The organism is Comamonas sp. GB3 AK4-5 (assembly GCF_041320665.1).
Lineage (GTDB): Bacteria > Pseudomonadota > Gammaproteobacteria > Burkholderiales > Burkholderiaceae_C > Comamonas.
This window is the reverse complement of record NZ_CP166730.1, coordinates 3,677,354-3,690,859: the sequence shown is the minus strand read 5'-3', so window position 1 is coordinate 3,690,859 and position 13,506 is coordinate 3,677,354. Positions and strand designations below refer to the sequence as shown.

Here is a 13,506-nt window from a genome sequence, read left to right as displayed (position 1 = left end):
GGCTCAGGAAGCGCTCAAGCCTGCGCGGTGGCTGCGCGCTGCCAGGCGTGCTGCGGCCAGATCCCAGCCGCCCCAGCCGCAGCTCTTGAACAGCACAGGGCCTGTGGGGCGGGCAAGGTTCTGGCGCAGGCATTGGGCCAGCGTGGGGAAGCTGGCCACATCCAGGCCGGCTTGCAGCAGATCGCCGGCTTCATGCTCGGCTTCCGAGGTGTCGACGATGACCTGCCCCTGGCGCGCGAACTGCTGGCACAGGCCGGGGGCCAGCTCCACCATGCGGGGGGTGAAGGCGCCCACGGCGGCGATGAAGGCATCACTGCGCGGAGCATGGTGCAGCACCACTTCCTGGGCCGGGGTGCAGGTGACGATGTTGGGGCAATGGGCCACGGCTTGGTCCAGGTCTTGCACGGCATGGGCCTGCAGGCCCAGTGACTGCGCGTGATCGACCAGGGCCTGCACGCTGCTGGCGCTGCGCGAGGCCACCCAGACTTCCCGGGTGCCAAGCCCTGCGGCAAAGGCTTCCAGGTGGGACTGGCCTTGCACACCGGCACCGATGATCAGCAAGGGGCCGGCAGGGTTGGGTGCAAAGCGTTGGGCGGCCAGCAGCGACACGGCGGCGGTACGGCGCGCGGTGACGGTGGGGCCATCCACGATCAGGCGGCGCTCGCCGGTGGCGATGTCGAAGATGGTGACATCGCCCTGAATGGTGGGGCGGGGCGTACCGGCATTGCCAGGGGTGAAGCTGATGAGCTTGGTCATGGCCACCTGGCTGTCGCTGGCGGGCATGCAGAACAAGCTGCCACCCTGGGGCAGGGGCATGACGATGCGTGGCGGCACCTGGGCCTGGGGGTCTTGCAGCACGGCAGCAAGTTCCTGGGCCAGCGCATTCCAGGGCAGCAGGGCTGCGGTAGCGGTGGGAGACAGGGGCGGGAGTGGAGCAGGCATGGTGCTCGCGAGGGGGGCAGACAGGACTTGCATGCCGTGGTTATACCGTGGCTGCTGTGCTGGCCGATCAAAGAGCTGTCGCCCACAGGGCCGGTGGCATGAGGTCTCTTCCTACAGCATCTTGGGGTGAAGTGGGGGCGAGCATCCTGGATCGGCTACGTAGCATTCCTTTCGTCGGAGATTGGGAGAGGCGCTCGATGAAAAGAACACGCGATAGGGTGGCCCGCACATTGGAGCGGGCGGAATGGCAATGGCTGTTGGTGGCGCTGGGTTTGCTGGCCATTGCTGGCCTGCTGTATGCCATGTTCGACACCGCCAGCGAGCATATGGTGCATGCGCAGGAAGCCAGTCGCAATGCCCCGCATGTGGGATATGCGCCGGCGGAGGCCACGCAGGCAGCGCGCTTGCAGGCCAGTACGCCTTGAGAACGTGTTCAAAGTCTCCTCGCGGCGCGCCAGCGTCTTTGCGGGATGGGATACAAGGCGCGACACCGCAGCAATAGCCGTGCTATTGCGAGGATTCGCAACACAGTAGACCGCCCGCAAAGGCACTGGCCCTTCGGGTTGGAGCGAAATCGGGCGATTTCTTCGCGCTGAAGCTTGCTTGCACCCTGGTGCAAGCTGCGCTCCATCGCTGCGAACTCATCCCGATTACGTTCCAACGCGCCTGCGTAGAGACATTGAACACGTTCTGAGATCGTAAACACGCTCTGAGAACGTGTTCAAAGTCTCGCCAGATGTGAGAAGCTCGCAGGATGAGAAAAGGCTACCCCAGCGATATCAAGCGCGAGCAGTTCGAAGTGATCCGGCCAATGCTGGAGAGTGCGCGCAAAAGGACGGCCCCACGCAAGGTGGAGCTTTACGAGGTGTTCTGCGCCGTGCTGTATCTGCTGCGCACGGGCTGCCAGTGGCGAGCGCTGCCCAGCGACTTTCCCAAGTGGCGCACGGTGCATTCGTACTGGGCGATCTGGAGCGAGCCCCGCGAGGAAGGCAGCCTGCTGGAGCAGGCTTTAAAAAAATCAGGTTGGCGCGGCCCGCGAGAAACTGGGGCGCAACGCATGCAGCGCGTTCTTGATTGTGGACGCGCAGAGCGTGAAGAACACGGACACGGCGGGGCTGAAGGGCTATGACGCGGGCAAGAAGGTCTGTGGGATCAAGCGCCACATTGCGGTGGACACGCAGGGGCTGCCACATGCCATTGCGGTGACCACGGCCGAGGTAACGGACCGCAAAGGTGCCCTGCAGGCCCTGCAGCGCTGTAAGCGGACGTTGGGGCGAGTGCAAGGCGTGCTGTGCGACAGCGGCTACGTGGGCCAGCCCTTTGCGCAGGGCGTACAAGAGATTCTGGGCGAGCACGTGACGGTGCAAATCGCCAAGAGGAGCGAGATGCACAGCTTTAAGGTCATGCCCAAGCGCTGGGTAGTGGAGCGCAGCTTCGCCTGGCTGGAGAAGAACAGAAGGTTATGGAAAAACTGCGAGCGTTGGCTCAACACCAGCTTGCAGTTCGTCCATCTGGCGTTCTTGGGGCTCTTGCTCAGGAGACTTTGAACACGCTCTGAGGCCATAGATCCGCTCCGGGAGCGTCCATGCGCTCTGCGCAGCTTTGCGGCCGCCGCCCCATAATGGCGACCCTGGTGCATATACCATGCCGCCAGTGATGAGGAATACACGCCATGAAGTGGGACGGTAACCGGGAATCCGAGAATGTTGAAGATCGCCGCTCGGACAATGGCGGCGGTGGGGGCGGGCCTGTCTTTGGCGGGCGCAACATTGGTATAGGCACCATCGTCGTGGCCCTGTTGGGTGGCTGGGCGCTGGGCATCAATCCGCTGACCATTTTGGGTCTGCTCAGTGGCGGTGGTGCGCCCGTGGCGCAGCAGAGTGCCCCCGCGCATTCCACACCGGCCAATGACCAGATGGCGCGCTTTGTGCGTACGGTGCTGGCCGATACCGAAGACGTATGGACCGGCATCTTTCGTCAGAACGGCAGCCAGTACCAAGACCCTAAATTGGTGTTGTTCAGCCGGGTGCAGCCCACGGCCTGCGGCACGGGCCAGGCGGCCATGGGGCCGTTTTATTGCCCTGCAGACCAGAAGGTCTATATCGATCTGTCGTTTTATGACCAACTCAAAAACCAGCTGGGTGCGCCCGGTGAGTTTGCCCAGGCCTATGTGATTGCCCATGAGGTGGGCCACCATGTGCAGAACCTGCTGGGCATCAGCGGCAAGGTGGACCAGATACGTGGGCGCGTGAGCAAGGTGGAATACAACCGCCTTTCCGTCAAGCTGGAGCTGCAGGCCGATTGCCTGGCCGGCGTCTGGGCCCACCATGCCCAGGCTGCACGGCAGATCTTGGAGCAGGGCGATGTGGAATCGGCCATGAATGCGGCGGCCAAGATTGGTGACGACGCGCTGCAGCGGGCCCAGACCGGCCAGGTGGTGCCTGACAGCTTTACCCACGGCAGCAGTGCCCAACGCCAGCGCTGGTTCATGACCGGGCTGCAAGGCGGCAGCGTCAAGGCCTGCGACACTTTCTCGGCCGCGTCGCTGTAATGCCCGTGGTTTTCTACCCTGGCCGGTGTCGCCAGGGGCCGGGGTGACCGCTGTTGCAGCCCGGATTTGTAGCGCGCATGCAGTCATCTTTGCCGGCAATGCGACAATAGCGTTATCCATGACAAGTTCTTTCTCCAATCTTCTCTTGGCGGAGCCGCTGGCGCGTGCTGTGGCCGAAATGGGCTACGAGTCCATGACCCCCATCCAGGCCCAGGCCATCCCTGTGGTGCTGACCGGCAAGGATGTGATGGGCGCCGCCCAGACCGGCACCGGCAAGACGGCAGCGTTTTCGCTGCCGCTGCTGCAGCGCCTGATGCGCCATGAAAACACCTCGGCTTCACCGGCGCGCCACCCTGTGCGTGCTCTGGTGCTGCTGCCCACGCGGGAGCTGGCCGATCAGGTGGCCCAGCAGATTGCGCTGTACGCCAAGCACACCAAGCTGCGCAGCACGGTGGTGTTTGGCGGCATGGACATGAAGCCCCAGACCGCCGAGCTGAAGAAGGGCGTGGAAATCCTGGTGGCCACCCCTGGCCGTCTGCTGGACCACATCGAAGCCAAGAACGCCGTGCTCAACCAGGTGGAATACGTGGTGCTGGACGAGGCCGACCGCATGCTGGATATCGGCTTTCTGCCGGATCTGCAGCGCATCCTCTCCCACCTGCCCAAGAGCCGCACCACCTTGCTGTTCTCGGCCACCTTCTCGCCCGAGATCAAGCGCCTGGCCAACAGCTATCTGCAGGACCCCGTCACCATCGAGGTGGCGCGGCCCAACGAAACCGCTTCCACCGTGGAGCAGCGTTTCTACAGTGCGAATGACGACGACAAGCGCCGCACCATCTGCGCCGTGCTCAAGGAGCGTGGCATTCGCCAGGCCTTTGTGTTCTCGAACAGCAAGCTGGGCTGTGCCCGCCTGACCCGCGCGCTGGAGCGCGACGGTCTGCGCGCTGCCGCACTGCACGGCGACAAGAGCCAGGACGAGCGCCTGAAGGCACTGGACGCGTTCAAGCAGGGCGAAGTCGACCTGCTGGTGTGCACCGACGTGGCTGCGCGCGGCCTGGACATCAAGGATGTGCCGGCGGTGTTCAATTACGACGTGCCCTTCAACGCCGAAGACTATGTGCACCGCATTGGCCGTACCGGCCGTGCCGGGGCCTCGGGCCTGGCCGTGACGCTGGTGTCCAACAGCGATACCCGCTTGGTGGCCGATATCGAGAAGCTGATCAAAAAGAAGATCGATGTGGAAAGCTACGAGCTGCCATCGTTCCGCCGTGACCGTAGCGAACGCAGCGACCGTGGTGAGCGCACAGACCGTAGTGAACGCAGCGAACAGCGCGGTGAACGTGGCGAGCGTGAATATGGCAGCCACCGCCGCAGCCGCGACGATGCCGGCTATGGTTCTGCCCATACGGCGGGTTACCGCCCGGTGGGCCGGGGCATGGGGCGCCCGCTGCGTGCGGCGCCGGCAGATCCCTTCTTTGACAAGCCCTACGAGGCACCGGACGAGTCCTCCACCGCATCGTGGGATGTGTCGACCCAGACCGCATTGCCGGGCCGTGTCGGCTCCACGGCCAAGTCCAAGCGCAAGCTGGCGGCCTTGTTCAAGCCCGCCGGGAGTTTTTAAACTCCTCTTCCCCTGAGGGGCGGTGTCGGAGCGCAAGCTCCCATGCAAAAAGCCAGCGCGAACGCTGGCTTTTTGCATGAAGAGGGTAGGCGCTGTGCGCCGGAGGTCAGCCCGGTTGCTGGGCTTGCTCGCAGTCCAGTTGAAACAGCTGGCGCTGCTGCAGATCGCTGTCCAGGCGCACGGCGGTCAGCTGGCCGCCCCAGACGCAGCCGGTGTCCAGTGCCATCAGCTGGGGCCGGTTGATCAGGCCGAGGGTGGACCAGTGGCCAAAGGCCACCACGTCCTGGGCCGTACGGCGGTCGGGGCAGTCAAACCAGGGCATCAGCCCGGCTGGAGCGTGCTCGGCCGACTCTGCACTGTCAAAATCCATGCGCCCTTCGGCGCTGCAAAAGCGGATGCGGGTCAGGGTGTTGACGATCACCCGCAGTCGCTCATCACCGTCCAGCGTCGGATGCCAGCAGTCAGGCAAGTTGCCATACATCACGCGCAGGAAATCGGCCAGATCGGGGCCGCGCAGCACCTGCTGGACCTCTTCGGACAGGGCCAGGGTGTCATCCAAGGTCCAGGATGGCTGCACCCCTGCATGCAGCATCAACAGGCGCTGTCCATGGGCATCGTGCCAGCTGCGGGCCAGCGGCTGCTGGCGCAGCCAGTCGATCAATGCTTCACAGTCCGGCGCATCCAGCACGCTGGCCAGCGTGTCGCGGCGCGATGATTTGCGCATGCCATGGGCAGCGGCCAGCAGGTGCAGGTCGTGGTTGCCCAGAACGGCTTGCACGGCATCACCCCAGGCCATGCATTGGCGCAGCACGCCGGCGGAGTCCGGCCCGCGATTGACCAGGTCGCCCAGTAAAAACAAGGTGTCGCGGCTGGGTGAAAAGTCCATCTGCTGCAACAGGCGCTGGAATGCGCCATGGCATCCCTGGATGTCGCCAATCAAGTAATAGGCCAAGGTCTTCTCCTGCACAAGGGCTGGTAGCTTTGCATCGCGGTTGCTGCGCGATTCAAAGCTGCCAGCCGGTATCTAAGCCCAGCTCGGGGCGCGGGCTGGGATTATCCCGCGCCCCAGCTGCTTGATATGGTGTTTTGACAACAGATTCCTGTTATCAATCATGTAACGCTGCAATAGGGCTTGGGGCGCTACATCGCGTGATATGGCAATAAGCCTGTCTATATGGCAATGAAAGCACTTTGTTTCAATTGTTTGTGCCCTGCGCCTGCAGCATATTTTTATAATCCGCACTTGTGGATACTGCGTATTCGCATGCGGCAGCACAATTTGGATTTTGTTTTTATAATTCGTCCATTATTGAAAGGATGCATTCATGACCTCTTACAAAGAACTTCTGCAGCAGCGTGAACAGCTGGAACAAAAGATTCAAGAAGCACGCAAGAGCGAATTGGCCGACGCCGTGGCCAAGGTGCGCGCCCTGGTGAGCGAATATGGCTTGAGCGCTGAGGATGTGTTTCCTCCTGCCAAGACCCAACGTGGCTCCCAAGGCGGCAAAGTGGCCCCCAAGTACCGCAACCCCGAAACCGGCCAGACCTGGACGGGTCGCGGCAAGGCTCCGAAGTGGATCGAAAACCAAGCTCGCGAGCAATTCGCGATCTGATCGGATTCACCTCCCCAAAAAGCCCGCAATCAGCGGGCTTTTTTTTGTCCTGACGCGGCACTGAGACTTTGGGAGGAGGGCTTGCAAACAGGGTGAAATTCCTGCCGAGCTGGAGGCGATAACATCCTCTTTGGCGGCTGTGCCGCGGGTCTTTCACCGCCGAGTGGTGGGTACTTCACCCTCTTCGGGTGCAGCGCCTCAGTCTGATCTGGAATGTAAACTGCAAGAATCGTCCTGTAACGTGCCTGTTTCGTCTGGTAAATGAGCGGGTGAGCCGTATTGGTGTGTGTGATGGTTGCTGGGTTTGCCGTGGGCAGATACTGCGATGTGTCAATATCCGTACAATTTATTTTTAACCCTTGCAGACCAGGGCGGACAATCCATGGCCATGAGAAAACAGGTATTGATTGCTGGTGGTGGTATTGGCGGGCTGGCAGCAGCGCTGGCCAGCTCCCATGCCGGCTGGGATGTGCGCCTGTTCGAGCGCGCCCCCATCTTCAGCGAGGTCGGGGCCGGCGTGCAGCTGGGGCCGAATGTGGTGCGGCGTTTGCAGGCCTGGGGCCTGCAGCGCGCATTGCAGGAAGTGGCGGCCGTGCCCGCCCAGCTGTGTGTGCGCAGCGCCATCAACGGCGCCGAGCTGGCGCGTATGCCTCTGGGCGCAGCCATGGTGGAGCGCTATGGCGCGAATTACCTCTCCATTCACCGCGCCGATCTGCACAGCGTGCTGCTGCAGGCCGTGGGCGCACGCGCAGACATGCACATCAATGCAGGGCAGACGGTTGAGTCCCTGGTGCAGACCGCACAGACGGTGACCATCACCACCTCGGCCCGCAAAACGGTGGAAGGTGATGCCCTGATTGCCGCAGACGGCGTCTGGAGTAGCCTGCGGGCCCAACTACTGAACGATGGCTCCGCCATGCCCACAGGCCATCTGGCCTACCGGGCCGTGGTGGAGCAAAGCCGGTTGCCTGCCGCTTTGCGCAGCGATGGCGTCACCACCTGGCTGGGGCCGCAGATGCATGTGGTGCAGTACCCGCTGCGCAGGGGGGAGCTGCTGAACATCGTGGCCATCATCGAAGGCCCGGCGCCGGCCAATATGCAGGAATGGGATCATGATGCCAATGCGGCCGACCTGGAGCGGGTGCTGGCCCGTTGCCATACACCGCTGCAAGATTTGATCCGCGCTGTGCCGGCTGCCGGCGTGCAGTGGCGGCTGTGGCCCTTGTCTGGCCGAGCCCCTTTGAGCAGTGCCGACCAGATGGCACAAGGCTTGGTGGGCCTGCTGGGCGATGCCGCCCACCCCATGCTCCCCTATCTGGCCCAAGGCGCAGGCATGGCCATCGAGGATGCGGCCGAGCTGCAGCGTGCCTTGGCCATGGACGACCTGGACGTGCACCTGCGCCTGCGCCGCTATGCACTGAACCGTTGGCAGCGTGCGGCCCGTGTGCAGGCCCGCTCGCGCCGCAATGGCCGCATCTTCCACGCCAGCGGCCCTGTGCGTTGGGGGCGCGATCTGTCGCTGAAGCTCTTGGGCGAGCGCGTCATGGACCTGCCCTGGTTGTATCGGGGTGATGGTTCCAGCGCCAGCACCTTGTAACTCCAGGCTGTCTTCAGCGGGTTGAAGGGCCGGGGCCGTGGGCCGAGGATCTCCGCGCCGCCGGCTATGGCATCCCACCGTGTGCGGTGGACAGGTGGTTATGATGAAACATGCCCGGGCCGCACCAGGCCTGGGCATGCGTGCCCCAGTCTGATCGAGCAAAGGAGTGAGGATGTTTCCTGAGTACCGTGAACGTATCGCCGAACTGCGCGCCAATGACCGCCATTTCAGCCGGTTGTTTGACCAGCACAACGCCCTGGACCATGAGATCAAAAACCTGGAAGACAGGCGCACCCCCAGTCTGCACAGCGAGATCGAGAAGCTGAAAAAGGAAAAGCTGCTGATCAAGGAAAAGCTCTACGCCTTTTTGAAGAACGGAGCTGGCGGCACAGCCTCCGCCTGAGACCGGTAGTGCGCGGCCGGATGCCGCGCCCCGATCAAGCCAACAGCCTGTACCCACAGGCTGTTTTTGCAGGTGTTGTTCAGCGGCTGCGTGCCACGGTGGCGGACGGCTTGTGCAGGGCAGAAGCACCAGCTGCCTGTGGTGCAGGCGCCTTGGGGCGTACATCGCGCCGGCGCATGGCCCAGCGCTCAATGGTGTAGAAGGACAGTGCCGCCAGCGCGCTGGAGATCACAAAGCCCAGCACCACGGCCACGGGCCAGGCAAATTCCGCCCGTAGCCAGCGCACCACCGGGTAATGCCAGAGATAAATGCCATACGACAGCTTGCCGATGTAGACCAGCGAAGGCGCGGACAGCATCTCGTACACCAGGCCCTGGCCGGGCAGCACGGCCACCAGCACCACCAGCGCGGCCAGCTCCACCACGGTGAGGCCCCAGACCAGGGCGCCCATATCACCCCACTCAAACACCATCAGCAGCGGCACGGCCAGCGGAATCCACATCAGGCGCGGCAGATGCCGCTGCATGCGGGCCAGCAGCGGATGCCCATCGGCCACCAGCGCGGCCAGCAAGGCGCCCAGCAGCAAGCCGGTGCTGCGGGTGTCAAAGCGGAAGAACACCTCGTAGAACTCCTGGCCCCATAGCACCGACAGCACACGCCAGGCCCATCCCAGCACAAAAATACCGGCAATGGAGCGCCACAGCGTGGCTGGTGTGCTGCGGCGTACCAGCCACAGCAGCACCACAGGCCAGATCAGGTAGAAATGCTCCTCCACCGACAGCGACCACATGTGCAGCAGCGTGTCCGGGCTGTCGAAAAAGGCAATACCGTAATCGGCCAGGTAAAGCAGCGATACCAGGGCGTCGCTGTTGACATCTTCCAGGTCGGGCCAGATATGGGGGGCCAGCAGCACATAGGCCAGCAAAAACAAGGCCAGAGGCGGCATCAACCGGTAAAAGCGGCGGCGGTAGAACTGCCAGAAATCGATGCGACCCGTGGCCTGCATTTCCTTGAGCAGCAAGGTGGTGATCAGGTAGCCGCTGAGCACAAAAAACAGGTCCACGCCGAAGAAGGCGCCATCGAACATGGGCGCATGGGCGTGGGAGAGCAGGACCAGCAAGATGGCCACGGCGCGCAGGCCGTCCAGTGCCGGGTTGTATTGCAGCTTGATAGGGGGGGAAGTCAAGACGCATGGCCTCCTGGTGCCAGGCGGGCCTGGCGGCGGTGAACAAGGCATTGCAGGAACATCATCTGCAATGGCGGTGACGTATGCCTGGGGCATCGCCGTATCGGGGGACTGCATGGCAGTCGCAAGGGGGCAGGGCGCCGCAAAAGGGTGCGCTGCAAGGCATACGCAAGCGGTATGCCTGGCCCACGTGAAGTCGTGGGTCTGGGGCGATTCTAGTGGCGCCGTGGTCGCAAATAGCGCTATATGCCCCTACGGGTGACAAACGAAGCGTGACAGAAAGTTATGCACCCGCTCGGGTTTCAGAGGGGGAGCGGTTCCGCTCCTCTACGGTCCCTGCGTCTTGTCCCACAGCGAAACGTAAACCTGTCTTTCGCTGGTCAGGCCGCCTGAAGGCCGTGTGAGGCGCTCACTTCTTTGCGTTGAAGGCGGCCGCCACCGCGTGTTGCAGCCGGGTGTGTGCCGGGCTGTTTCGGTCGGCTGGCTGCTGCTGCTTGGCCTGCAAATAATGGTGGGTATAGACCTCTAGATATGCCTCCAAGGCCTGGCCGGCACGCAGGTCTTGTGGATGGCCGCTGAGCTCCAGGCACAGGGCCGCCACCTCGCTGGTGCAGAAATGGTCGTCGCGTTGGGAGCGGCGCAGCCGGTAGTGGCTGATCTGTTCGGGCTGCAGGCCCAGCACCGGAAAACGGTCCAGATAGGGGCTTTTGCGGAACATCTTGCGTGCCTCGGACCAGGTGGCATCCAGCAAGATGAACAAGGGCTTTTGGGCCTCTGGCACGTATGTGGGTTGGCCGTTGCTGCGCAAATCCATAGCGCCGTCTACGCGCGAAGGTGGCTGCACGCTGTGCACCGCACGCTCAGGCGGCTGCACATACTCGCTGGGAAACACCACATAGGGCTGCCATTGCGGATCGGCCAGCAGGGCCAGCAGGCCGGGGTCTACCTCGGTGCGGCTCCAGCCAAAGGCATGGGTGGTCTGCACCACATCGGCAATCAGCCAGCCGGTGTTGCTGGGCTTGAGCGGCTCGGCGTCATGCATCAGCAGGCAAAAGCCGGCCTGGGTGGGAAGATGGGGGCGCAGCGCGCACATGCAGTGGCTGGGGCGCAGCCGGCAGCCCTCGCAGCGCTCGCCCTTGGGACCGCCTCGGGCCAGAAACGGCCGGGTGCTGCGCGCCAGGCGCGCGCTGCGCAGGCGGGAGACCGCATGGGGCTGCAAGGCCGCTGGCGTGGCGATGCCGGGGACGGTGGGTATATCGGAGGAGGCGGTCGAGAAAGGCACGGCCGCGATTGTCCTCGCAATGCCGTGCAAACCGCGGCGCATGGACATGGGGGCAGGCAGGTCTGTCCCCCCTTCTCATCAGGAGCAGTCGTCGCTGCCGTAGCCCAGGTCGCGGCCAAAGATGAAGACGGCGGGCTGGATGGGGGCAAAGGCCGGCGCTACCACCGGTGCAAAGCGCTGGGGCTCGCAGTTGAAGCGGTTGTCCAGCACATAGGTTTCGGACTCGGCCGTTTCCATGGTCTTGCGCCAGTGATCGGCTGCACTCAGGGCTGCGTCGCCCACCAACGGGACTTCGATGGCGAACTCCAGCAGGTGCAGCGCGCGCGGGTCTTCGGCATGCAGCGTGACCACGGGGTCGGCGGCATTGCCACACATGCTCAGGCAGTCGGCGTAGTAGCTGGCGCCGGACAGCATCTCGGCAAAGCGGGCAAAGTTCAGTGCCTGCAGCTGCGTCGCTGGTTCGCCGGCATAGTCCCTCAGCAGCGGCTGCAGCGAAAGCTGGCAACTGGGCGTGATGGCCACTTCCACGGCCTGCACGGTTTGGTCGGCCTCATCGGTGCGTAGCGTCAGCTCGCAACCATCGACGCGGTACTGGTGGCGATGCAGCGCGGAGCGCACGGCCGGGCCGACCAGCTTGTCCACCTGGGCCAGGTTCATGCCTATGGTGTCTGCAAGAAAGAGCTGGTCCACCACGCGGGCCGCTGCAGCGGCTGGTGGGATGGCGCTGTCAGCGGGAGCGGCGATGGCAGGGGCGCTGACGGGGGTGTCGGCAGACTGCTTGCAGGCGGTCAGCAGCAATGTGCATGCCAGCAGGCCGGTGTAAATGGCGGGGCGTGTCGAGATGGGCACGGGCGAATTTCCCTCTGTTTTTGCAATCGAAAGCGCGAATGTAGGGCGCAGGCTGGGTCCTAAGAGCGTGTTCACGATCTCTACGCAGGCGCGTTGAAGCGCAATCGGGATGAGTTCGAAGCGATGGAGTGCAGCTTGCACCAGGGTGCAAGCAAGCCACAGCGCGAAGAAATCGCCCGATTTCGCTCCAACCCTTCGGGCCAGTGCCTTTGCGGGCGGTCTACTGTGTTGCGAATCCTCGCAATAGCACGGCTATTGCTGCGGTATCGCGCCTTGTATCCCATCCCGCAAAGACACTGGCGCGTCGCGAGGAGATCGTGAACACGCTCTAACCCCCCAGGCACTCCAGCTCGAACAGCGGCAGATCGGCCCGGCGGCTCAGCCATACGCCGCCGCCCAGCTCCTTGCAGTGGGGGGACAGGCCACGCCGGTACAGCTCGGCGCGGTGGCGGTGCAGGCGCGGGTCGGTTAGCTGGTCGTCGATGATGTCGCGCTCATAGTCTTCGCGGGCCACGGCTTCGATGTAGAGGCCGCCACGCGTGAGACGCCCCAGGTTGGCCAGGGCTTTTTTCAGATCGGCCGGGTTCAGATAGGGCAGCACGCCTTGGCAGATCACCAGGTCGAAGGGCTGGCCGTCTGCGGGCTGCCAGTCCACCACCGAGCCTTGTGCCCAGCCATAGCGCTGGCACAGATAGTCGCTGAATTCCACGCCCTGGTAATGGGCGCCGGGAAAATGCTGGGCCACGGCCTCGCGCCACAAACCAATGCCACAGCCCATATCCAGCACACGGTGTACGGGCACGCGCAGATAAGCCAGATACGCGCAGACAAATGCACCCAGGCGCTGCGCGTGGGCGGGGTCGATCACGCTGGTTTTCTTGTCGAAATAAAAGCGCTGGTAATACGCCTCGTCAAACCATTCGCCCTGGGCCGATTGCACGTCTGCTCCTCGTTGTGGGGAACCCCCATGGCGCCACCAGCCGCGCAGTATGGACCGGAACGCCGTCGCTTGCGTTGCAGTGCGGCATTGCAAACAGCTCTCTTTTGGATAGCTTCTGATGTTGGCAGATAAAGGTTGAGAAAGGTTTTTTATGGGTGAGGGGTGCTAGCTTGGCGGGCTATGGCACCCGAGCAAAATGCCCGGCTTTGGCCCGCTGCCCGCCCTCGGATCAGGATGGTTGCAGATGCCGGTGGCTGCAGGTATCCGCTGCAGCATGGGGTCTGACTGCAATATTCAAGCAGATTTGGGGTGGATTTATAAACACCTTTGCGTACCTATGAAGGCTATCACTTTCATAGCATTGAAACAAGATGGAATATACCTAGAACCTGAATGCGTTGCTTGTTCTTTTGCGCCGAAAAACACCAGCAAAATCAGCGGATTGCCTGCGTTGTGGGGCCTTATTTTTGATTTTCAAACCCTGCGTTGTGAATATCTCCACACCGCGAATCGATTGTTGAA

Annotated in this window: 13 protein-coding genes; 7 read left to right on the top strand and 6 right to left on the bottom strand. The window is 63.0% G+C overall.

Features of this window, described 5'->3' with window-relative positions; translation table 11 throughout:
• Nucleotides 1–3 precede the first annotated feature (3 nt).
• Nucleotides 4–942 carry a delta(1)-pyrroline-2-carboxylate reductase family protein gene (locus ACA027_RS16675; protein WP_370679316.1) on the bottom strand — a complete coding sequence of 313 codons (939 nt, stop codon included), beginning with the start codon at nt 940–942 and terminating at the stop codon, nt 4–6.
• A gap of 197 nt (nt 943–1,139) precedes the next feature.
• Here ACA027_RS16675 and ACA027_RS16670 point away from each other — a divergent pair, with 197 nt between their 5' ends.
• The 4 genes from ACA027_RS16670 to ACA027_RS16655 all read left to right on the top strand — a co-directional run bounded on the left by ACA027_RS16670 (nt 1,140) and on the right by ACA027_RS16655 (nt 5,114).
• Nucleotides 1,140–1,367 carry a hypothetical protein gene (locus ACA027_RS16670; protein ID WP_370679315.1) on the top strand — a complete coding sequence of 76 codons (228 nt, stop codon included), beginning with the start codon at nt 1,140–1,142 and terminating at the stop codon, nt 1,365–1,367.
• A gap of 329 nt (nt 1,368–1,696) precedes the next feature.
• Nucleotides 1,697–2,489 (top strand): IS5 family transposase gene (locus ACA027_RS16665; RefSeq protein WP_370678786.1). Its coding sequence is split into 2 segments (ribosomal slippage): nt 1,697–1,956 and nt 1,955–2,489, totalling 795 coding nucleotides; the frame shifts between segments, so codons are not numbered across the junction.
• 125 nt (nt 2,490–2,614) lie between these two features.
• Entirely contained in the window at nt 2,615–3,493 is an 879-nt protein-coding gene (locus tag ACA027_RS16660; protein ID WP_370679314.1) for a neutral zinc metallopeptidase, read from the top strand.
• Nucleotides 3,494–3,611: 118 nt separating this feature from the next.
• On the top strand, nt 3,612–5,114 hold the full coding sequence (locus ACA027_RS16655; protein WP_370679313.1) for a DEAD/DEAH box helicase: 1,503 nt from the start codon (nt 3,612–3,614) through the stop codon (nt 5,112–5,114).
• A gap of 106 nt (nt 5,115–5,220) precedes the next feature.
• Here the strand turns inward: ACA027_RS16655 and ACA027_RS16650 are convergent, their stop codons facing one another.
• Nucleotides 5,221–6,066 (bottom strand): symmetrical bis(5'-nucleosyl)-tetraphosphatase, encoded by an 846-nt coding sequence (locus tag ACA027_RS16650; protein WP_370679312.1) that lies wholly within the window; start codon nt 6,064–6,066, stop codon nt 5,221–5,223.
• A 373-nt stretch (nt 6,067–6,439) separates the two neighbouring features.
• On the opposite strand from ACA027_RS16650, the gene ACA027_RS16645 reads away from it, so the two are divergent.
• The 3 genes from ACA027_RS16645 to ACA027_RS16635 all read left to right on the top strand — a co-directional run bounded on the left by ACA027_RS16645 (nt 6,440) and on the right by ACA027_RS16635 (nt 8,727).
• Nucleotides 6,440–6,727 (top strand): H-NS family nucleoid-associated regulatory protein, encoded by a 288-nt coding sequence (locus ACA027_RS16645; protein WP_370679311.1) that lies wholly within the window; start codon nt 6,440–6,442, stop codon nt 6,725–6,727.
• Nucleotides 6,728–7,115: 388 nt separating this feature from the next.
• Nucleotides 7,116–8,324, top strand: coding sequence for an FAD-dependent monooxygenase (locus ACA027_RS16640; protein ID WP_370682612.1), 1,209 nt, complete (start codon nt 7,116–7,118; stop codon nt 8,322–8,324).
• 172 nt (nt 8,325–8,496) lie between these two features.
• Nucleotides 8,497–8,727, top strand: coding sequence for a YdcH family protein (locus ACA027_RS16635; RefSeq protein WP_370679310.1), 231 nt, complete (start codon nt 8,497–8,499; stop codon nt 8,725–8,727).
• 79 nt (nt 8,728–8,806) lie between these two features.
• On the opposite strand, the gene ACA027_RS16630 is transcribed toward ACA027_RS16635, so the two are convergent.
• The 4 genes from ACA027_RS16630 to ACA027_RS16615 all read right to left on the bottom strand — a co-directional run bounded on the left by ACA027_RS16630 (nt 8,807) and on the right by ACA027_RS16615 (nt 12,984).
• Nucleotides 8,807–9,913: an acyltransferase family protein gene (locus tag ACA027_RS16630; RefSeq protein ID WP_370679309.1), complete on the bottom strand. Its 1,107-nt coding sequence runs from the start codon at nt 9,911–9,913 to the stop codon at nt 8,807–8,809.
• A 409-nt stretch (nt 9,914–10,322) separates the two neighbouring features.
• The gene (locus ACA027_RS16625; RefSeq protein WP_370679308.1) at nt 10,323–11,195 is read right to left on the bottom strand and encodes a tRNA-uridine aminocarboxypropyltransferase; all 873 of its coding nucleotides are present in this window, start codon (nt 11,193–11,195) and stop codon (nt 10,323–10,325) included.
• Between the two features lie 78 nt (nt 11,196–11,273).
• Complete coding sequence (locus ACA027_RS16620; protein ID WP_370679307.1) at nt 11,274–12,044, bottom strand: hypothetical protein; 771 nt, start codon at nt 12,042–12,044, stop codon at nt 11,274–11,276.
• 328 nt (nt 12,045–12,372) lie between these two features.
• Nucleotides 12,373–12,984, bottom strand: a complete 612-nt coding sequence (locus ACA027_RS16615) for a class I SAM-dependent methyltransferase (protein WP_370679306.1) — start codon at nt 12,982–12,984, stop codon at nt 12,373–12,375.
• Between the last annotated feature and the right edge of the window lie 522 nt (nt 12,985–13,506).

Excerpts from the sequence above, each read along its gene's own strand:
- ACA027_RS16640 (WP_370682612.1), top strand. The coding sequence starts at position 7,116 with ATGAGAAAACAGGTATTGATTGCTGGTGGTGGTATTGGCGGGCTGGCA.
- ACA027_RS16660 (WP_370679314.1), top strand. The coding sequence starts at position 2,615 with ATGAAGTGGGACGGTAACCGGGAATCCGAGAATGTTGAAGATCGCCGC.
- ACA027_RS16655 (WP_370679313.1), top strand. The coding sequence starts at position 3,612 with ATGACAAGTTCTTTCTCCAATCTTCTCTTGGCGGAGCCGCTGGCGCGT.
- ACA027_RS16675 (WP_370679316.1), bottom strand. The coding sequence starts at position 942 with ATGCCTGCTCCACTCCCGCCCCTGTCTCCCACCGCTACCGCAGCCCTG.
- ACA027_RS16645 (WP_370679311.1), top strand. The coding sequence starts at position 6,440 with ATGACCTCTTACAAAGAACTTCTGCAGCAGCGTGAACAGCTGGAACAA.
- ACA027_RS16635 (WP_370679310.1), top strand. The coding sequence starts at position 8,497 with ATGTTTCCTGAGTACCGTGAACGTATCGCCGAACTGCGCGCCAATGAC.
- ACA027_RS16670 (WP_370679315.1), top strand. The coding sequence starts at position 1,140 with ATGAAAAGAACACGCGATAGGGTGGCCCGCACATTGGAGCGGGCGGAA.